The 20,862-nt window shown below is 53.2% G+C and carries 15 protein-coding genes; 7 read left to right on the plus strand and 8 right to left on the minus strand.

The window, feature by feature from the left end:
* Positions 1-24 precede the first annotated feature (24 nt).
* The 8 genes from Q31b_RS08470 to Q31b_RS08505 form a co-directional block, all read right to left on the minus strand.
* Positions 25-2,283, minus strand: coding sequence for a right-handed parallel beta-helix repeat-containing protein (locus Q31b_RS08470; RefSeq protein ID WP_231617403.1), 2,259 nt, complete (start codon positions 2,281-2,283; stop codon positions 25-27).
* Between the two features lie 90 nt (positions 2,284-2,373).
* Entirely contained in the window at positions 2,374-3,897 is a 1,524-nt protein-coding gene (locus tag Q31b_RS08475; RefSeq protein WP_146599224.1) for a sulfatase family protein, read from the minus strand.
* 306 nt (positions 3,898-4,203) lie between these two features.
* Complete coding sequence (locus Q31b_RS08480; RefSeq protein ID WP_231617427.1) at positions 4,204-6,348, minus strand: right-handed parallel beta-helix repeat-containing protein; 2,145 nt, start codon at positions 6,346-6,348, stop codon at positions 4,204-4,206.
* A 52-nt stretch (positions 6,349-6,400) separates the two neighbouring features.
* Positions 6,401-7,348: an alpha/beta hydrolase gene (locus tag Q31b_RS08485; protein WP_146599226.1), complete on the minus strand. Its 948-nt coding sequence runs from the start codon at positions 7,346-7,348 to the stop codon at positions 6,401-6,403.
* Between the two features lie 8 nt (positions 7,349-7,356).
* Positions 7,357-9,171, minus strand: coding sequence for an arylsulfatase (locus tag Q31b_RS08490; RefSeq protein ID WP_146599227.1), 1,815 nt, complete (start codon positions 9,169-9,171; stop codon positions 7,357-7,359).
* A gap of 110 nt (positions 9,172-9,281) precedes the next feature.
* Positions 9,282-10,739 carry an alpha-L-fucosidase gene (locus Q31b_RS08495; RefSeq protein ID WP_197171176.1) on the minus strand — a complete coding sequence of 486 codons (1,458 nt, stop codon included), beginning with the start codon at positions 10,737-10,739 and terminating at the stop codon, positions 9,282-9,284.
* Between the two features lie 99 nt (positions 10,740-10,838).
* Positions 10,839-12,614, minus strand: coding sequence for a LamG-like jellyroll fold domain-containing protein (locus Q31b_RS08500; RefSeq protein WP_146599229.1), 1,776 nt, complete (start codon positions 12,612-12,614; stop codon positions 10,839-10,841).
* A 3-nt stretch (positions 12,615-12,617) separates the two neighbouring features.
* Positions 12,618-13,187 carry a sigma-70 family RNA polymerase sigma factor gene (locus Q31b_RS08505; protein WP_146599230.1) on the minus strand — a complete coding sequence of 190 codons (570 nt, stop codon included), beginning with the start codon at positions 13,185-13,187 and terminating at the stop codon, positions 12,618-12,620.
* Positions 13,188-13,843: 656 nt separating this feature from the next.
* Here Q31b_RS08505 and Q31b_RS08510 point away from each other — a divergent pair.
* The 7 genes from Q31b_RS08510 (at position 13,844) to Q31b_RS08540 (ending at position 20,789) form a co-directional block, all read left to right on the plus strand.
* Positions 13,844-14,182: an ArsR/SmtB family transcription factor gene (locus tag Q31b_RS08510; RefSeq protein ID WP_146599231.1), complete on the plus strand. Its 339-nt coding sequence runs from the start codon at positions 13,844-13,846 to the stop codon at positions 14,180-14,182.
* Between the two features lie 137 nt (positions 14,183-14,319).
* Complete coding sequence (locus Q31b_RS08515) at positions 14,320-14,865, plus strand: rhodanese-like domain-containing protein (protein ID WP_146599232.1); 546 nt, start codon at positions 14,320-14,322, stop codon at positions 14,863-14,865.
* Entirely contained in the window at positions 14,853-15,677 is an 825-nt protein-coding gene (locus Q31b_RS08520; protein ID WP_146599233.1) for a sulfite exporter TauE/SafE family protein, read from the plus strand. The genes Q31b_RS08515 and Q31b_RS08520 overlap by 13 nt, the downstream gene beginning before the upstream one ends.
* Before the next feature lie 28 nt (positions 15,678-15,705).
* A complete protein-coding gene (locus Q31b_RS08525) occupies positions 15,706-17,130 on the plus strand; it encodes an MBL fold metallo-hydrolase (RefSeq protein WP_146599234.1) in 1,425 nt (474 codons plus the stop codon).
* A gap of 88 nt (positions 17,131-17,218) precedes the next feature.
* Entirely contained in the window at positions 17,219-18,286 is a 1,068-nt protein-coding gene (locus Q31b_RS08530; RefSeq protein WP_146599235.1) for a cytochrome-c peroxidase, read from the plus strand.
* Between the two features lie 41 nt (positions 18,287-18,327).
* The gene (locus tag Q31b_RS08535; protein ID WP_146599236.1) at positions 18,328-18,816 is read left to right on the plus strand and encodes a bacterioferritin; all 489 of its coding nucleotides are present in this window, start codon (positions 18,328-18,330) and stop codon (positions 18,814-18,816) included.
* Between the two features lie 485 nt (positions 18,817-19,301).
* On the plus strand, positions 19,302-20,789 hold the full coding sequence (locus Q31b_RS08540) for an alpha-L-fucosidase (RefSeq protein ID WP_197171178.1): 1,488 nt from the start codon (positions 19,302-19,304) through the stop codon (positions 20,787-20,789).
* Positions 20,790-20,862: the final 73 nt, after the last annotated feature.

Below are 20,862 nucleotides of genomic sequence, written 5' to 3' on the forward strand. Positions count from 1 at the left end.
ATTCCCTTGCCTACACATCAGCGATCACTGTCCGAGCGAAGAACGATCCTTCAATCGCCCCATCTTCGAAACATCCAGCGGCTCAATCCCTAATTTCAAGGCCGGACTGCCAGGCCGAAAACTAAAATCGCCGCCTGCCGGGTCCTCAAATAGAGGATCGCCAACGAGACTCGCCTGCTCCTTGCCGACCGCCCGCATCTTCGCGAAATGCTCATCCATCCAGTGCGGGTCGGTTGGATGGTAGTAGAGGTTTGCATCCATCTCTAACGTCTCGAGTTTGGGTCCTCCCGTCGTCTGCCCTTTTCTCATCGTTTCGGATTGGGCAAGACCACCCTCAGGATTCGAGATGATGATATTTCGCTCCACCTTGGATCCTGTCACCGGGACCCACTCAAAGCTGATGTAACCGTTTCTGGGCATCACGACGGGGTCCACAATGAAATTGTTGATGATGTCGTTTACCCCCTTGGAGGCGATACCCGCTGCATGGCCGCCGTTGTTGTAGAGGACGTTGCCGTAGATAAGCGTCTCATGCTGGTCATCATCACAACGGATGGCCGCCGGCAGAGAATGCGAAAGATTGTCATGCAAGTAGTTGTAGCGGATGATATTGCCCGTCCCCGTTCCCGATACATAGACGCCGTTTCCGTCCGAGAGCAACTGAACCGCATGGGAAATCTCGTTGTATTCAAAAAGATTGTGCCGGGAATGGAGATACTTTTCGCGAAGCTTCCAGTTGGCGTAACCACCCCGTCCCCTTCCGCCATTCCCTTGAGCCAGCTCTTGGCGACGTACGGTCTTGCCGCCGCCTGAGCGGGTGCTGATAACCACCGAGCAATAACCGCTATGGTGGATTTCGTTGTGTGTGATTCGATTGTGCCCACTTTGCCAGGCCCACAGGCCCGGTGATTGCCAGGTGATTTCGCTAAAATGATGAAGGTGATTATTGACAATCTCGTTATGGTGATTGGCGTCTTTGGTACCGAGTCCATAACCTACCAGCAGAATCCCAGCCTCACCCAGATGAGCGAATTCAGAGTCCACGATACGATTCCGTTGGGCATGCAGGTCCAGACGCAGGCCCGTACCTCCAGAATCAAGAAAGCGGCAAGCCGTCACCCGGCAATCTTCGGCTCCCCGAAAACGAAGTAGCGCGGTAGGTCGATCGAAGATATCCCAAGAGTGTTGCAATCCCCAACCTGCCAAAGCTTCATTGCTGGTCCAAGCCCAGCGGTCTGCGTGTGAAAACGTCAGTCCAGAAAAAGCAATGCCACGCACCGGAGTATCGGTGGGGCCATCATAATCGATTTCTCCCTCGACACGAATCAATTCGCTAGTACAGGGTGCCAAAATCCCGCGAGGAGCTCCATCGGTGTCCGGATCGGAGGGCCACAAATAGATTTTACGTGTTGTCGTGTTGACGACCCATTCGCCGGGTTCATCGAGTTCCTCAAGGACATTCTCAACCCACACCGATGCGGCGGAATCACCCATCAAATTTAGAAGATAAGGTGGCAGGCTTCCCATCCGACCAGCCGCCGCGACTCGAGTCTTGGCTATCCCAGCCTCCTCGTCGACCGATTCAAGCGGGAGCATGTTGATTTCATAGGCGACCCCTGGCCTAACTTGGATTTCCACGTCGCCCAAGTTGTCCCAGTTTTTCAACGCACCTTTAGGGAAGTGCAATGTTCGGTTGTCCCCGTTCTTGGTCGGTAAGAACCCCTCACCTCTGGCACGATTCAACCGTCCCTTGGCATCATAGAGAGTGTGGAATCCATCCAAACCGCTGGGTATCTCAGCGACCCAAACTTTACCAACCGATTGGGCAGGCAATTCCGCTGGTGCGGTTTCCAATCGTTCCCAACCGGTAACCGGCACCCCTGCACTGATGACGGGGTTTTCTCCAGGAAAAGCGGCGAAGGTCAAAAAAGCAGAACTCGTTTCCTCACCGGCACCATACGGTTCAAGCGATACGTCGCCAGGCTCCGCAGGAGAACCGTCTTCTATTCCCAGCACCAAGGTTTGGTTCAACGGATGACGTCCTTCGCGAAGCGTGATCACGGCGGGCTCTGTATTGCCCGCTTTACGCAATGCTCGAACCGCCGCCACCGCCTCAGGAAGCGATCCATAGGGTTTCGTCAGGCTACCATCGGCCTGGGCATCGCCGTCGACGGACACATAGATGTCAACGGCATAACTCTCAACTGGCGCAGCCAAAACCATCAACAACAGTATCCACTGAAATCGATTCTGTAGCCCAAAGAACTTTGGTTGAGTATTCATGTTTCGGTTTTCTTTCTAGGTTGTTGCTTCTTCTGCAAGTCGGATACAGGTTTCGATCCTTATCGTTACAATCGCCGGTCGACGTCCGTATTACTCTTCGTTGTTCGTCCTATTGTTGCGTTGTTTTCTGGCTCCCTTCTGATCCCACGGGACCGTCCGATCGAAGAGTTCGGCAAACTGCTGATAATTGTTGTAGGGAACCGCCTCCTGCTTCCATGAATCCAGTTCGGCATCGTATTTTTTGCGCATGGCCTCAAGGATCGGAGCCGCCTCCGGGTTGGTGGCCATATTCGTCATCTCCATTGGATCTTTGGTTAAATGGAACAACTCCTCGGTCGGCTGCATCGTGGAATCACCATACCACCAGTAGGTATATTTCAGATCCTTGGTGAGAACGGTTAACGCGGTATTTGCCCCATTTCCAAAGACATTCATAAACGCCATCTGCTCGCGCACGTCGGCCGCGGGGTCGTTCAACAGCGGCAACAGACTGACGCCATCCATGTTGTCGGGAATCGGCAATCCCGCTAGTTCCAGTATCGTTGGTGCAAAATCGATGTTGCCGGTCAGCGCCGGGCTGCGCAGCTGTTTGCCAGCCGTGGGACTTCGAGGATCAAAGATGATGAGTGGCCCATGCGATGACTCTTCATACGACAACTCTTTGGATGCCAAGCCATGGGCCCCGGCGAAATAACCATTGTCGCTGGTGTAGATAATCACCGTGTTGTCTGCAATTCCTTGTTCCTTCAGCTCGTCACGGATCATTCCGATGGCGACATCGATGGCATAGATCTGTTGATAATATTTCCTCATCTCGCCGTTGTAGTTGGTATCGTAGTGCCAATCGACGAATTGTTTGTATTCCCTCCCCGTCCGGCTTTGGGGAGCCAGGTGTTCGCCGTTCTCGCGTCCGAAGTTCGCGGGTTTGGTAAAGGTTATCCCAGCGTAGACATCGTCAAATCTCGGATCAGGCGTCGCCGGTTTGTGGGGTGCTTTAAAACTGATCGAAAGACAAAAGGGTTTCTTCTGCTTTACCCCTTCACGAATCACATCCTTTCCGAACGCCCCATAGGAGAGCGTTGAATGCGGATACTCCTCTGCATATTTCGCCATGGCGCGGTTTTGTTTGGTAACGTAGCTCGACTGCCCCGGCGCACCACCCCAGATGTCGAAGTCGCTCTCACACATTCCCGGCTTGCCATTCTGTCCCCGTCCCTCGACGACAAATCCGAACTTACCAGCAAATGCCGTCAGGTAGCCCGCGTCGCGGAGCAGGACGGGATAGGATTTCGCCCAAACTTCGGGCCTCATATTTCCATGGCTAAAATTGGTACCGGTTTTGTATTCATACATTCCCGTAAAGACCGTAGCACGACTGGCCATGCAGATGGCGGTCGTGTTGTAGTGCCGATCAAAGATCAGGCCATCACGTCCCAACGCGTCCATATTGGGAGTCACCATCTCTGGGTTTCCGTAGCAACCGACCGAATCTAAATTCTGATCGTCTGCCATCAGATAGATGATATTGGGATGCTCAGAAGGAGGCGCCGCGATCGCAAGTTCGGCAACCAGGCAGCACGTTCCAAGTAGGACTGTGGCTATAAATTTTCTCATGTTGTCCATGTCTTATTCAAATAATTGATTTGTGGAAGGCTCTCGATTCGTTATCAACCTGTGATCCACGAAAACGTTTCGATTGCTGTTGTTAATAAAATTCAACTCGATGTCGGTTGCTTTTGCGTTAACGGAGGGATCAGCACACCCGCATCTGTGACAACACGCTCGCCCCCACTGGCGACCTCCGACCCTGGTTGGAGTCAAAGGCGCCACACCGGACGGTTGATCGCGACGACAATCTAGTCGATTGCCCGGCTACTCGATTGCCCGGCTACTCGATTGCCCGGCTACTCGATTGCCCGGCTACTCGATTGTTTGTGGGCTACGCAATCCGATTTGAGACATATCAATTGGTACGATGCCCATTTCCAACGCGGGTGAACCGGGTTGGAATCGAAAGTCGCCGTTTTCCGGGTCGACGAACATTGGGTCTGTCGCCCGACTGTTTGCGTCCACTCCATCGGCTTGTTGTTTTTCCAGCATCTGTTGTCCTAATTCTGGAGCGACGGCGCAGTAGTAGATATTGAAATCCGTATCGGCATCTTTCGCACGGGCTAGTCGACGCCCTCTGCTATCTTCGGTTTTCCTTCCATTCCCGGGAGCCAATTCATCGATAAATACCGATTCTTGGTTGACCGAATAAAAGACGTTTCGTTTGATTACCGCGCCCTCCAACGGGCCTTCTCGCAGCGACATGTAGTAGCCTCGAGGCGGGGCAAGCACGTCCACTACCAAGTTATTTTCGGCACGATTATTGAGTTTTAAAATGATCCCTTGTGCCATGCATTTGTAAATCAAATTTTCAGCGATCAGCGTATCACGTTGCCCTCCATCGGTTCGAATCGCCGCCTGCATCAGCATGGGAGTGACCAGGTGGTGGATATAATTTCGACGGATCACATTGCCCGCACCCGCTCCGCGAATGTAGATTCCGTTGCCGTCGCCCATCGTTTCCATAACGTTGTGAATCTCGTTGTATTCGATGGCGTTGTCATGCGAGTGAAGGAATGGTCGAACATCTTCTAGCGTCGGATTCCTAGACAGGTTACCTATTTCATGCCTCCGAATCGTTCGACCTAGCTCGCGGCCGTTCTTCGCGAAAAAGTGGGTCATGCATCCGGAGATGATCATTCCACAGTAAGGCATATGATGGATCAGATTGTTCGCCACGCGATTCTCGCCACTCTGCCAAATCATGATGCCAGGCGAATGCATGTAGATTAGCCCCATATGATGAATGTGGTTGTTGTCGACGAGATTTTTTCGATTCACATCCTTGGTGCCCGGACCGTAGCCGCAGAGCAGGATTCCAGCGCCTCCCATATGCTCGATATGGTTACCGGTAATCTTGTTTTCCTGTCCATGCAGATCGACGCGGATCGCACCGCTGCCACTATGGGCAAAGTGACATTTCTCAATCGTGCAATTTTCGGTTCCGCGCAGGCGAACCAAGGCATTGGCTTTATCGAGCATATCCCAATCATGCTGCAGCCCGGCATCGTCCGCGGTGAGCTGATAGCGTTCGCCATGCATGAACGTCAGCCCCACGAAACGCAGATTCCGCACCGGCGTGTCGGTGGGGCCTTCCTTGTCGACCTCGCCTTCGATACGAATCAACTCCGTCAATTGAGGAGCCAAGACGGTCGTCTTGTTTCGCGGCCAAAGGTAAACCTTGCCCTCCTTCGTATTGAGAACCCATTCACCGGGTTCGTCGAGTTCCTCCAGAGCATTTTCAACCCAGCACGACTCGGTAGTCGGCAGGAAATGAAGTTTGTTCATGGCGTAGGTTGCATCGAGTGATGTCCTGGCCAACTGTTTTTCTTCATCGACCGACTCCAATGGCAACACATTCGAAATCCAGGCGTGATGCGGACGGACAATGATCTCCACATCTTCCACGTTGGGCCAATTCTTCAATCGGCCCGCTGGGAAGTGCAGCTGATTGCGACTGCCCCCACCGAGCGGGATAAACCCTTCGGATCGGGCTCGCGGGAGTAAACCCTCCGCATCATAAAGGGTGAAGAATCGATCGGAGACATCGGCCACCCAAATGTTGCCATTGGCTACCGCAGGTAGGCCAGGCAGTGCATCGGTTACTTTCGTCCATCCCTCGATCTCTTTGCCCGAGCTGAATACTGGCGTCTCGCCAGGATACGCAGCATAAGTGACGGTCGAATCGCCCTGCGGAGAATCTTGTATTCCAAACACAACGGTTTCGCTGAGTTGGTAGGTTCCCTCGCGAACTTCGACAACAAGATCCTCGGACGGACGCGTTCCCATCTCTCGAATCGCGTCACGCGCCCGCTGCAGTGTGGCGAATGGACCATCTGCGCCTTCATCATCGGGCGTGGGCAAGGTACCACTCCAAGCGTCGGAGCCATTGGGGGACACATAGAAATCCGCAGCGTCTAGGTAATACTCGGTTCGAGTACTAACGACACCGAACATCATCAATGTCAACACATAAACGTATCGTTGATTCATTAAGTTTCTCATGGAGTTAATCTTGTTGTTTCAATGGTGTGACCTTCTGCAATGCGTATTCCGCGCTAATGCGTTGAATTTCCTCCACACCTGGAACCGGGTCTCCTCCGGCTTTCCTCCAATTATGGCCAGCGTTCTTCACGATAATCATTTCAACATCAGCTCCAATGCGATCCGCCTTTTCCTTCAAATGAATCGCATGCGGCAGAGGGATCGTCGCGTCGGTATCACCTTGCAAAACGAGCATCGGAGGACTGTCCTTCTTGATCCAGTAGTAGGAACTCATTTCCTCGAAGGCCTTCGGATTCTTTTTGTAACCGTTATCGTCACCCGTGATCCTACTGCCAAAGCGATTAGGATTCTTGTCCGAAAAAGTGGTTTTAAAAAGGTTGACATCCGTAAAATCAGATGGTCCATACCAAGAGATTCCCGCGCGTGGTTGAACATCGATCTCAGCAAGTTTCGGATCACCGACAAAGTTCTCGGGCGAGGCATACGTTAGCATTTGAGCGAGCTGCCCCCCCGCCGAGTCGCCAAAGACGACAATCCGATCCGGATCAATGGAGTATTGCTCGGAGTTCTGTTTCAAAAAACGCAGTCCATCCATCGCATCCGTGACGCAATCACGCATCAGAACACCCTGTCCCTTCTTGCAGAGCCGGTAGCTGATCGACACACAGACGAATCCATTTTTTGACAACTGGCGAAACATGGGCAGCATGAGTGGCTGCCCGAATTTCTCTTTGTTCCCTGCGGCCCAGCCTCCACCATGCACGTAGTAGATCACCGGCGCCTTTTCCGACACCTGGGTTTCAGGCATGTAGATATCCATCAGCAGCTTTCGCTGGCCGACTTGCTTGTAGGGAACATCGCGGAAACTTTGCCCATCCCACTTTGGCGTCTGGGCATAACCGATGCTTCCGGTCACCAGGACCAGCAAAAGAATCTTTAGAGTTTTCATCATCTCCGTTTCTAATTCCTTACCTGTGGTGGAACACGTCCATACGAGGGATCATAAACGGGAATGCCCATGCCTTGCGGAGTTTGCCAACCGGCTTTCGGTTGGTGCGTCACGTAGGCATAGTACGGCGTGGCGGTCTGGCCGGGGCCAATGAAGACAGGGGCGAGTTTGGTGATACCCTTTTTCAACGTGACCTTGAAAGTGACCTCTTTGGCCCCTGGGGGGATGTCTTTGATCTCGTCGACATCACCGATACGCAGTCGCGCCTGTTTGTAGTTGAAAGCCTTGCCATAGGTACCGTCGTTGATGCCCTTGTCGGCTTCAACGGGCCAGCGGCGTAGCGAGATTTCATAGTCGCCGTCGCGTTCGACCTCGATCGCCCAAAACGATTCCTCTGCAACCGCCCCTTGTTTAATGTGTCCCTGGTTCCATGGCGGAAGTTTGTCGATCAGCCAATCGTGTGACGAAAGCGAAACAATGGGCGAACGATCGGACCCGATAACCATATAGCTGGTGAGGTCGTGCTCGGAAGAAACGTCGTCCCAAAACTGATCGTACTCGGCCCGTAAACGTTCGACCACTTCCGGATGCTGGGCGGCCAAATCGGTGGCCTGCATCGGGTCGGAACTCAGATCGTAAAGTTCCTTGCCATTGACCAAACGCCAACGGTCGGTCATCACGGCGCTCTTGCGCCATTTGATCGGGTCAACCACACGCTGTGATTCAACCACCAACGCACGATCCGGCCAATTCGAGCCATCGCCGTGAAGCAGGTCTGCAATACTGCTGCCATCGAATTCGATCTCGGGCGCCTTGAGCCCGCAAAGATCGATGAAAGTGGGTAGGATGTCGATGTGTGCCGTTAAACGCTCGATCGATTTTCCTGCTTCGACCTTTCCGTCGGGCCAGCGAATGATAAAGGGGACACGGTGACCGCCGTCGTACTCGGAATTCTTCATCCCACGCTGACCGCCGTCGTAGCCACGTCCGTCTTTCAAACCGCCCGCGCTGCCGTTGTCGGTCATGAATACCAAAATGGTATTGTCGGCGATCCCCTGGTCATCAAGCAACTTCATGAGCTTGGCCAAGTTGTCATCGATGTTGGTGATCATCCCGTAGAATTCAGTGATCGAAACCTGAGGATTTCCTTCGTAAGGCTTGGTGTATTCCTCGGGGCAGTAGTACGGACTATGTGGCGCGTTGGTAGAGATATAGGCGAAGAACGGCTTGTCTTTGTTGGCCTTTATGAACTTCATCCCCTCGTCGAACCAAACGTCCGTGCAGAAGCCTTCGAAACGCTGGTGCTTTCCGTTGACGATGTAGGTGTCATCGAAATAATCGTTGCCCCAATAATCGGGCGCTTGGCCGACACCGCCAGCTTCATGGTAAACACTATGCTGGAAGCCCCGGTCCTCGGGACGGTAAGGATAGCAGTCGCCAAGATGCCATTTGCCAAATAGCCCGGTGACATAACCGTTGGCACTAAAGACATCAGCCATGGTTGTTTCACGCCGTCGCAACATATTGCGGCCCTGAACCGTGTGCCAGACGCCGACGCGATCGGAGTAGCGACCGGTCATCAGCGCCGAGCGAGTCGGGGCGCACGTGGGATCAACGTGAAAGTTGTTGAGCAGTGTTCCCTGCTTACACAACTCGTCGATGGTCGGAGTTTTGATCGCTGGGTTACCGGTGAAGGCCACATCGCCGTAGCCCTGGTCATCGGTAATGACAATCACAACATTCGGTCGGCTTCCTTCGTCTGAATAGACCGAAGGCGCCATCACGACGGAGAGCATCAAGAATTGAAAAAAACGTCTTACTAACATGGTGACCCTTTGGAAAAATTGGTTTATTGAGTTGAATGTAGGTGTGTGTCGATTGCGCGAGTTGCCAAGCTAAATATTGCTTGGCGATTCGCTAGACATGGTTACCGTTGTTACTCCGAGTTGCCTTGCTCACTGACGGATTCTTCCAACGAGACCTTCACAACGGTGTCATATTCATCGAGAGGGCCCGCGGGAAGCGTGAGTTTGAGAACGCCATCTTCTTGGACAATGTCCGCCTTTTCGCCTGTCGCCAAATAGGCCGCAGAGTTAACAGCCGAGGACAGGCCGTCCACGGAAAGGACGCCAGACTCGGGCCACTGAAGAATATGTAGGTAGAGCGTCCTGCCATCCTTGCTCGCCGAGATGTCGCCCCACTCAGGACGCTCGGCCAAAGGATTGCGGACCGTCGCGTAAATCGATTCGCCGTTGACCTTGAGCCAGTCGCCCATGACGCCGTATATCCGCACGGCCTCAGGATCGAGTTGGCCATTGCCCATTGGTCCGTTGTTGATCAACGCGTTACCGCCAGCGCAAATGGTGTGTACGAAACGATGAAGCATTTCTTCGGGGGTGTGGTAATAGCAGTTCCCTTTGGTCTTGTATCCGAAGGAGGAGCTAACACTGTCAGGCGACTCGACATAAAGCGGAAGTTTCCGCGTGGGAACCTCTTTATCGCCGATCGAAACATAGTCATAGTACGGCAAATATCTCGCTTCGATCTTGCCTCTGCCGGAATGGATAATGCGTGAGTTGATCAGGCAGTCGGGACGATATTTGCGAACCATGTCGCTAAACTGCTTGACTCGCTCGAGATTCATCCCGACGGGTGTATCAAACCAGATCAGATCCAGCTCATAATTCTTCACCAGCTCTTCCACTTGCGGGAGACTCTTTTTCATGATGTATCGATCCATGTCTTGCTCGAAGTCTTCCGGCAACTCAGGATGGATATCGTGGAGCCCTGCTCGTTTGTTCAAGAAGGGGGCATCAGGCTCATCCCAGTCTTGAGCTTGAGAGTAATAAACACCGAATTTTAGTCCTTGACGATGACACGCCTCGCTCAGCTCCTTGATGATGTCGCGTTTGAAGGGTGTATAGTCGACGATGTTGTAGTTGCTAACCATCGATTTGAAGAGCGCGAAACCATCGTGATGCTTCGACGTGATCACGACATAGCGGATGCCAGAATCCTTGAAGGTCTTGGCCCACTCGTCGGCATCAAAGTCAGCGGGATTGAACTGCGCGGCGATTTCGTGGTATTCCTGGGCCGGAATCTTGGCGGAGATTTGAATCCACTCCGAATAACGAAACCCGGAGCCACGGCCCTGGTACTCACCTTCCAGGGATGAGTAGACACCGAAGTGAATGAACGCGCCAAACTTGGCGTCACGGAACCACAGGTTTTGCCGGGCGATCGAATCCGCTGTCTGCTTCAAGTCCTCCGCAAAGCGATTTTCAAAACCCGCGCTTCGCTGCCCTGCATTGGACCTCTTCGGATTGACGGTTTGAGCCTGCAACGGCAGGACGCCGACCATCATAATGAGCAGAGGGAAAGCGACGGTTTTCATGTTTAATCCTGGTTGTTGGTGGTAGTGTTGCTTTGGCAAGGTGGAATCCATGCCGCTGAATATCCATGCCACTGAATGATGATCGATAGGGTGGAGTCGTCATGGCCGCCCCACTTCGTAAATGTGACGAATTTCCTGGTCGTCCAATGCCTCACCAAAGACGATCAGTTCGTCCATGCAACCATTGAAGTTGCGAACCTGTCTCCGTAGGCGTTCTGAGTTTTTCAATGTCGAGTTGACCGGCAGACTCCAGTTTCCAATCGTCGCGTTGCCGATCGTCAGCAATCCCGACGCCGCCTCATGCAACGCTTCTCGAGAGGCCAATTCGCCATTCACGTAGTGCGAAACTCGCGATTTGCTGTTGTCGTATACCGTTGCAAGATGCACCCACTGGCCCAGCCGAAACAGATTAAAAATCGAGTCGGTCTTGTATCCGTACTTGCCTTTCACAGGGTGCTTCACCCCGAGAATCAGCACGCCATCCCCGCGAATCTGCCAGTGAGGTCCGTTCGTGTCAAATCCGTCCGTTAGTAGCAGTGAATTGAATGATCGATCGAGCCCATCGACTCGTAGCCATGTTGAATACGTCAACGACTCGAATTCTCCCGGCAGGGTGACCCGCACGCGATCGCCTGGTCGTTTGAACTGCAACGATGTCTTGCTTGGCCAGCGTCCCTCCGACCACTCACAGCCAACGATCGCACCTTCAAGCATTGTGCCATTGGAACCATATCCGATCAAAAGCCGGTCGTCGGAAACGTTGCGATCGAACGGGAAGTACGCAACCACTCGCGGATCGTGCAGCAGCGAATCACGAAACATCCTCCATTCGAGAAGGTGTTCTTGTCGCCGCAAGTGAGCCATCGTGCTTAATCGATTCGGCGTCACGAAATCGAATTCGCGAGTGTCGATTTTTCGCGACTCGCCACCGTGATCCAATGACACCGCGTCGCCGGCGGTCAGCTCGCGTCGCGTCGTCACATTGCGATCGGACATGGCATCGTAGAGCTCCACGGAACCATCAAAGACGTGAACTTCGGTGGATCCATCAACCGCCACGTCGACGCCGAACTCCGTGCCCAAATCCACCAACTCCACCGTTGGCGCCAGCACCGCAAATCCTCGAGCCGGTTCAGGAACGTGGACTCTCAGTCGCCCTGACCGGCAAATGACACGAGAATCATCCAGAATCTCAAGCGAAGCCGGCCCCTCGGCGACAACCGTTGCTCCGCAGTAGAACTCCAATTGCAGCAATCCAGCGCTCCACTCTAGCAAACCCGGTGGAATCGTTTCGCCCACTGCCCAATCCACCGTTTGTGCGCCCTGTAGACCGGAAACTCGTGTCAGCACGGCAACCCCGGCGTCACTCGTTTCTTCCTCGCCACGATTGATCCTCGTAATCGCTAAATCATCCTTGCCCCGCTGCCTGTCGTTCTGAAATATCACACTCGCCAGAATCACCAAGGCAACCGCTGCGGTCATCCAACCGGCGAGGCCTCGTGCGACCTGCCAACCCGACTTTTCGTTACTCGCGGAAGCCTGTCTCAGCTGCCCGGAAGCCTGTTTCCATTGCCCGGATGCCTGCCTCAACTGCCCGCAAGCTTCGTCACGCGCCGATGCCATCACCTGCTCAAAAAACCTGCCGGTGTCCTCGTTGGCGTTAAGGCGAACCTTCAGGGCATCCATGAAACGGTCAGCGTTTCGCAACGGATCTTCGTATTGAGACAACCGGTCGCTCATCGATAGATGCTGACGAAGCCGTGTCAACAACTCTCGGTCATCCGACACAATCTCGGTTAGCTCATCCATCTGCGCCGCAGTGATATCGTCATCCAACAGCAGGTGCAGCAATTCATCAAAGCGATTTTTTGACATCCATCAGCCCTCCACCGTCCGTAGTTCGATACACTGTTTCAGCTGCTGCCGAATCCGCGACAACGATTGTCGCACCGCAGCTGGCTTCATGCCAAAATGATCCGCAAGATCCGGAGCTTTCCATCCGTCGCCATAACGCCCCGACACCAACTCTCGGCTTTTCGGCGCCAGCTGCTCAACGCAATCTCGCAGCACTGGAATGCGGCCTTGTTCCCACGATTCCGGTTCTGGCTCAGTATCCGCCGCACCGACGAGCAAGTCCGCCAACCCTTGGTGCAGTAGACGTTGATGGCGTAGCTGCTTGCGAAGTTCGTTCCGTACCAGATTCCGAGCAATCCCACGCAACCATTTCCCGTAATCCCTCTGCTGATCAAACGAATCTCGCTCGCGCCAGGCAACCAAAAACGCTTCTTGAGCCAAATCGTCCACCCAATCGGGGTCCACCCCTAGCGTCCGTACATAAGATCGCAATTGCTGATGCTGCTGAGCAACCAGCTCTGCAAATTCAGGCAATTCTGCAAATTCAGGCAGATCTGCAGTTTCAGGCGAAAGGGTGGGATCTTGGGGTCTCATACTATAACTTTGTCGCGACGCGTTAAAGTGTGACAATGGATTAAATGTTCACCGTCGTGAGGGGTTCATCTTCGGAATCACAGACGAACCGATTCTTCACTCGGTAACCATCAACCACTTCCGACAAATTCTCGTTCGGCTTGTTCTGGCTTGTTCTGGCTTGTTCTGGGAAGCCACTTATGGGGGGGCAAGGCTGGCGTTGATCGGGAACGCAGCGACAAAGAACTCGATTCGATGGAGCGCCGCATGACAGTAGCCTGAAAAACACATTCGACGTTCGAGACCAAATTAACGACCACCAGAACGTCGCACGGTAAACGATTCTACCTTTAAGAAATGTCGTGTCCATCCTCTGTTTGAATGAGATGGCGGCTTTTTCAACTTGTCTCTGCGCAGAATTCGGTGGCACAAGAGGTATCCGTTCTGCCGTTTTTGAAGAAGAGGCGATGCTTTTTGTAGCGAAAAACGGCCAACAGTTTCGGCAACCGTCAAACAGACACCCAAATGCCGAAGGTCTTGGCGACTTTCGCTACGCGACAGGACGCGAGTGAGTCCCGTTTCCAAAATGATCACCCCATTGGAAAATTGAGAAAAAGACTCATTGACATATCGCAAGGTGACGATATATTAGACCTATTGAACCTTGGGGAGATGTCATGGCTACTGCAAAACCGACGAAGCAATCGAAGCCGCTTGGTAGCGTCCAGGCGTTTGCGGCTGCGGCGGAGTGTTTGAAAACGTTGGCTCATCCCGTTCGCTTGAGAATGGTCCAGTTGTTGCTCCACGGCCGCTATACCGTCGGCGAAATCGCGGAGGACTGCGAAGTTCCCGACAATGTTGCGTCGGAAAACTTGCGTTTGTTACAGCGGTGTGGCTTTTTGGACAGTGAGCGAGAAGGCCGGAAAGTGTTCTACGAAATTGCTGAATCGCATTTGGCAGAATTGATGAATTGTGTGGAAGGGCGATTTTTGAATGGCCAATCCAAGGATCAATAATGTGAAGTTGATGATGTGAAGTTGACAATGCGAAGTTGACGAGGCCGATATCGGCCCCTTTTTTTTAACCAAACATATCGTCGCCTGTCGACATTACGACAATTCAGGGCGGCGTCACACCACCACGGGAGAACTTGATGCAAACGATCGATGTGAAACAATTGGCAGCGGAACAAAGCCGGAACGAAATTGACGTCATTGATGTACGCATGCCTACGGAGTTTCGCGAGATTCACGCCGAATGTGCTCACAACGTTCCACTGGACTCGCTCGACCCCAACGCCGTGATGGCGTCCCGAAACGGATCGGCCGACCAGCCTTTGTATGTGATCTGTCGCAGCGGCAATCGCTCGGAGCAAGCCTGTAAAAAATTCATGGACGCTGGTTTCAAAAACGTTGTCAACGTCGAAGGTGGCACGACGGCATGGGACAAGGCGGGACTTCCAGTCGTACGTGGTAAGAAAGCCTTTCCACTGATGCAGCAGGTGCAATTGACGGCCGGATTCCTAACCTTGCTCGGAGTCGTGTTGGCATACTTCGTCCACCCCTACTTTGCCGGACTCTCTGCCTTTGTCGGGGCCGGGTTGATGTTTGCCGGAGCGACGGGCGCCTGCCCGATGGCTTCTGGACTCGCGAAGATGCCTTGGAATCAATGCGATGGCGGAGGCTCATGTTCGGCCTAGCCATCCTGTTCGGATGGGTTGTCGGTTTTGCACTGGGACTAACCGGTGGAGGGGGCGGCATCTTCGCGGTACCCCTGCTTGTTTACGGACTGGCGGTTGCTCCTCGCGAGGCCGTCGGTATCTCACTGGCCTCGGTCGGTGGCACCGCTTTGTTTGGTACGGTGCCTCGACTCGTTCGCGGCGAAGTGGAACTGCGTACAGGTTTGCTGTTCGCGGTCGCTGGGATGTTGGGGGCTCCAGTCGGCTCGTACGTGTCGACGCTTGTTCCTGAGAACATGTTGCTGGTGATGTTTGCCGGGCTGATGTTCGTGGTGGCACAGCGGATGTGGTCCAAGGCTTGCAATCCAATTTTACCGAGTGGCGTTTGCCCCACCGAAAGCGAACCGGGGCCAGATCGAAGTGCTTGCCAGCGTGACGCCGATGGCAAGCTTCGACTGACGTCGCGATGTGCCCGACTGTTGGTGCTGGTTGGGCTAATGACGGGCGTACTGTCGGGCCTGTTCGGTGTCGGAGGTGGTTTTGTGATTGTCCCGGCGCTGGTGATCTTCAGCGGTATGGCAATCCATCAAGCGGTCGGAACCTCCTTGTTCGTGATCGTTTTGGTAAGCATCAGTGGCGTAGCGTCGCACTTGGCAAACGGAAACGAACTGTCGTGGGAAACCACCCTGCAATTCATGGTCGGAGGTTTTGCAGGCATGTGGCTGGGCGGCATCGTCGCTAAGCGATTGAAGGGACCGACGCTTCAGAAGACATTTTCGATTGCGGTTGTGTTGGTCGCGATTTTTGTGATTTTCAAGACAGTGGTTTTGTAACCAATACGTTTCACGGGAGAACCGATACATGTTGCTCAAATATTTCTATGACGAAAAACTCGCCCACGCTTCTTACATGGTTGGATGCCAGCGGTCCAAAGAAGCGATCATCGTTGATCCAGGCCGCGACATCGATCCGTACCTTGCAATGGCAGAGAAGGAGGACATCAAGATCGTCGCAGTCGCTGAGACTCACATTCATGCCGACTATGTTTCGGGAGCTCGCGAGTTAGCCGATCGAGTCGACGCGAAGTTATATGTCTCCGACGAAGGTCCAGCCGAGTGGAAGTACCTGTACCTAGACGATTACGATAGCATGCCAGTTCACGACGGTGATCACTTCATGATTGGAAACATCCGGTTTGACGTTTTGCACACCCCCGGCCACACGCCTGAGAGCATTTCGTTCCTGCTGACCGACCAAGGGGGGGGTGCCAACAAACCGATGGGCATTTTTACCGGTGACTTCGTGTTCGTCGGTTCAATCGGTCGACCGGACCTGTTGGAACAAGCTGCTGGTTTGATGAACACAGCCGAACCTGGTGCACGCGATTTGTTCAAGTCGACCGAGCGATTCAAAACGCTGCCCGATTACTTGCAAGTCTGGCCGGCTCATGGAGCGGGAAGTGCATGCGGAAAAGGTCTTGGTGCCATACCATCGTCAACCGTTGGTTACGAAAAGCGGTTCAATCCGGCACTTCAGTTCAACGACGAAGACGAGTTTGTGCGTTACATCTTGGCGGACCAACCGGAGGCGCCGAAGTATTTCGCGGTGATGAAGCGAGTGAACAAAGCAGGCCCGCGGATTCTTGGCGCCGATCACCATCACACCATGCTTGATCTCGCCGGTTTGGCGGATGCGGTCCAATCGGGCACCGTCGTCGACATTGCCCCAGCGTCCGAATTCGCCAAGGGACATGTCCCCGGCACGATCAACATCCCACTCTCGATGCTGTCGCCTTGGGCGGGTTGGCTGGTGGACTACGATCAGCCGACGCACCTGATCTGCGAACCCAATCAGCTCGAAGAAGCGGCGAGGCTATTGCACAAGATCGGTGTGGAGGAAATCGCGGGTGCTTTCAATGCGAGCGATGTCCGATCGAGCGACTTGGCAACCGAAGTCTACGCAACCGGCACACCCGAGGACTTGTCACACAGTGTCGAAACGGGTGACGTAAAATTGCTCGATATTCGATCCAACGATGAGTGGAAAGAAGGTCACATCGAGCAAGCGGAGCACCGGTTCCTTGGTCGTCTACCAGAGCACCTGGACGAATTGCCACGCGATAAAAAAATAGTCGTCCAATGCCGTAGCGGGGCTCGATCGGCAATCGCGGCGAGCGTCCTGCAGGCCGCAGGTTTCAAGAACGTTGTCAACCTAACCGGTGGCTACGTCGCTTGGAAAAGTGCAGGTCTGCCAAGTGTCAAAACGCAACCTGCGATGAGCGGCTAATTTGAACCATCGCGAAAATCGCACGATCGCATCACTCATGCCCCCCCCGCGTTCTCTCCTAGCAATCGAACAATCCAAACCTCGAACCATGAAATACTCAGTCACATCAATCGTCCAACACCTCGTCCTTCTCGCTATCTCGCTTGCTGCTGCACAAGCTTATGCCCAAGACTTGGAGGCGATTCCCAAGACCGCCGCCAAGCGGGGGGATTCGAAAGAGAAGATCGAACTTGGTAAGAGTCTTTACTTTGATCCACGACTCTCTGCTACCGGTACCGTTTCCTGCAACAGTTGTCACAACTTGATGGAGGGCGGTGACGATGGCCGTGCAACGTCGATGGGCGTCGACGGCCTGACGGGACCTCGTAATGCACCCACCGTTTGGAACTCCGTCTTTCAGGCCTCACAATTTTGGGACGGCCGGTCGGCGACGCTCGAAGACCAAGCGAAAGGCCCGATGGTTGCCAATGTTGAAATGGGAATGATCGGACATGACCAAGTGGTAAGCCGCATCAAAGACATCCCCGGCTACGTGGTGCAGTTTGAAGCAACGTTTGGAAAAACAGATTCCGTTACGATTGAAAACGCGGTCGACGCGATTGCTGCCTTCGAGCGGACTCTGATCACGCCCAACTCAGCTCTCGACCGGTATCTCGTTGGCGACAAACAGGCCATGAACGAGGCCCAAATTCGCGGCATGGAACTCTTCGAGTCGACCGGCTGTACCGAATGTCACGCTGGCCCGGCACTCAACGGCTGGCAACCCGGAAGTGACGCCGAGTTTGTCGATTTTCCCCGATTTGAAGATTCCCCCTATGTCGAAAAGTATGACTTCGTTGCGGACGTTGGACGCTCAATGGCAACGGGGGATAACGGGGATGACCATTATTTCAAAACGCCGACCTTGCGAAACATCACGCTGACGGCCCCCTACTTCCACAATGGTCGTGTCAATTCATTGACGGAAGCCATTAGGGTGATGGCGTCCACGCAGCTTGATGTTAAATTCACAGATCAAGAGCTCGCCGACTTGGCGGCTTTCATGGAAGCATTGGAAGGCGAGTTTCCAAATCTCACCTTCCCTCGACTCCCATCACGTTCAGGCGAATCGGTTATTCACGCTTCGCTCAATGCTGGTCCCAGCGACCAGGGCTAACCATTGTTTTTCCTCCAACACGAAAGAGATGAGCACAAACCATGTCAAAGAAACAAAAGAAACAAACGATCGAGAATCTTCAGCGAGCATTGTCAATGGAACTCACTGCGATGCACCAATACCAACTGCACGCATGTGTGCTGGATGATTGGGGTATGGATCTGCTGGCGGCCAAAATGCGTGAAGAGTTGCAGGAGGAACTCGGACATTCCGAGGAATATCTCGTCCGTATCCTGTATTTGAACGGTGATCCGAAATTGGATTTGGAAAAGACGCCCGTCCGAGCAACGTCGCTGAAAGAAATGTTTGAAACGGACCTCGCGGATGAGAAGGAAGCGATCGAGTTTTACACAACAGCTTCCATTGAGGCGAGCGAAGACCGCGACATCGGCACGCGGCAACTCTTCGAGCGAATCGCCATCGACGAAGAAGGGCACGCGAGTTGGTTGGAATTGCAACTCGACTTGCTCGAACGAATGGGCGAACCGGCCTACATCGCGAAACACATGTCAACCAATGCAGCCGAATAGATCACCCATTCTCTTTCAACCATTCCCAACGCAGCCATCGCTGAGGCTGCACCATGGCAACAGACGGCATCAAGATTAGAGCTCACCTGAACCACTGGTGAGCCCTTTTGCTTCCGTCGGGCTTGCCCCGGTTCGGAGCAACCACTCGGAGCAACCATGAATGCGAACCTTCCCGCTCGCCCCGCCCCCACGAATCGCCTGCCACGATTCGTGGGGGCGGGGCGACCGTCTTTGGGGGGGAAGCTTCCGTAGCCACCAGCGTTTTCATCCGCCCAGGCAAGCTCGCGAAAGAACGATAGAGGCCCCCCCAGAATTATTCTGTTCGAACAATCGAATAGGGTTTCTTTTCTTGCGAGGATGAATATGATGGGTGGGATATTCCTCTGTAAGAGCAAATGGAGGCTGTCGACAATAACCTTGGGTTGGCAACTTTGCATTGGCAACAACGCGCATTCACAAACCATCGAACCTTTCTGGAGCCTAGAATGAAGAACCTGTTTTTTGTTGTCCTTGCACTACTGCTGTTCGTCCCCAATGTTGCAGGTGCCAGCGAGGGTACCAGCCCGACGGACACCTCTTCCGAGCTCGACACTTTAACGGAGCAAGGGGATGATGGAACGGATACTGCAGCGAACACAAAAGACAGGATCGCCTGGTACGAAAGCCTTAAATACGGGATGTTCATTCACTACAACATGCCCACTTTTCATGGGGCCGCATCGATGGGCGCCAACTGTAAAAGTGCAGAGCCAGATCCTGATCCCAAAAAATGGAACCCAACCGGTCTCGATACCGATCAGTGGATGGAAGTTGTCAAAGCAGCTGGCATGAGTCACGCCATCCTTACCGTAAAGCATCATCATGGGTTTTGCCTTTGGGACAGCGCCCATACCGATTTCGATGTTGCAAGTAGTGGAAATACAACGGACGTCGTCGAAGCATTTGTCAAGTCTGCTAGAGCTGCAGGCATAACTTATGGATTTTACGTTAATCTTGGACGAGACATCCATCACTGGGGGTGCAATCACCAGGTGCGGACAAATTCGCAATTTGAAGAGTTTCAGGAAAACATCGTTGAAGAACTACTAACGAAGTATCCGGATTGTGACATGTTGTGGTTCGATGGTCCCGCTGTGTATCCAAACAACCAGAACATGTACGATCACATCAAATCAATCAACTCCGATGTCATCGTCATCAACAACTTTGGCGACAAGCCTGGAAATGTAGGTTGGCCTTACGATGTGGGGCACTATGAATTCAATTTCAGTTCACACAATTATGAGCAAAACGAGTCCCACGGTGGAAAGGATTATTACGTTCCCAAAGGTATCTGCCACTCAATCTACAACAGCTGGTTTTGGAGACCGGGACTAAAGCTTAAGACGCAAAGTTCGCTCAAGGAACTCCATAAATTGATGATGGATAAAGGGGGGGTTGATCTGGTTAACTTGGGACCCAATCAGGCTGGGGTGATTCCTCACTCAGGGCAATCCAACCAACGACAGCATATGATCGATCTTTACAATGATTTATTTGGGGTCGCCCCCCCCATCGATGATCGCGATGAATCCATCACCTACGAAGGCAGCTGGAGTGAAACGGGAGATAGCAGTGATTACAACTCAACTTGCAAAGTGAGTAGCACGGAGAATGATTATGCTGAGTATACCTTCACCGGCGAAGCGATCAAACTAGCTGTAAGGAAAGGGCCATCATGTGGGAAAGCGAACATCTATATTGATGGTCAGCTTGACGAGACCATCGATACTTACAAAGCCTCGACTCAAGGCGCAGCATACGTCTATGAAAACCATTCTTTATCCAACGCGACGCACACGATAAAGGTTGAGGTATCGCATGAAAAAAACACGTCTTCCACTGGCCATGATGTGAACATCGACTTTTTTGAGTATGGCTCGATCGGTGGTGTCACATCAGCGTCATCCTCCGTCCCCACACGGATGGAATAAAGGTATTCTTACCGGACACCTTCATTCCCTCTCACCTTCATTTCCTCTCACCTTCGTTACACAACGGAGACCT

This window comes from Novipirellula aureliae, from assembly GCF_007860185.1.
Classification (GTDB): domain Bacteria; phylum Planctomycetota; class Planctomycetia; order Pirellulales; family Pirellulaceae; genus Novipirellula_A; species Novipirellula_A aureliae.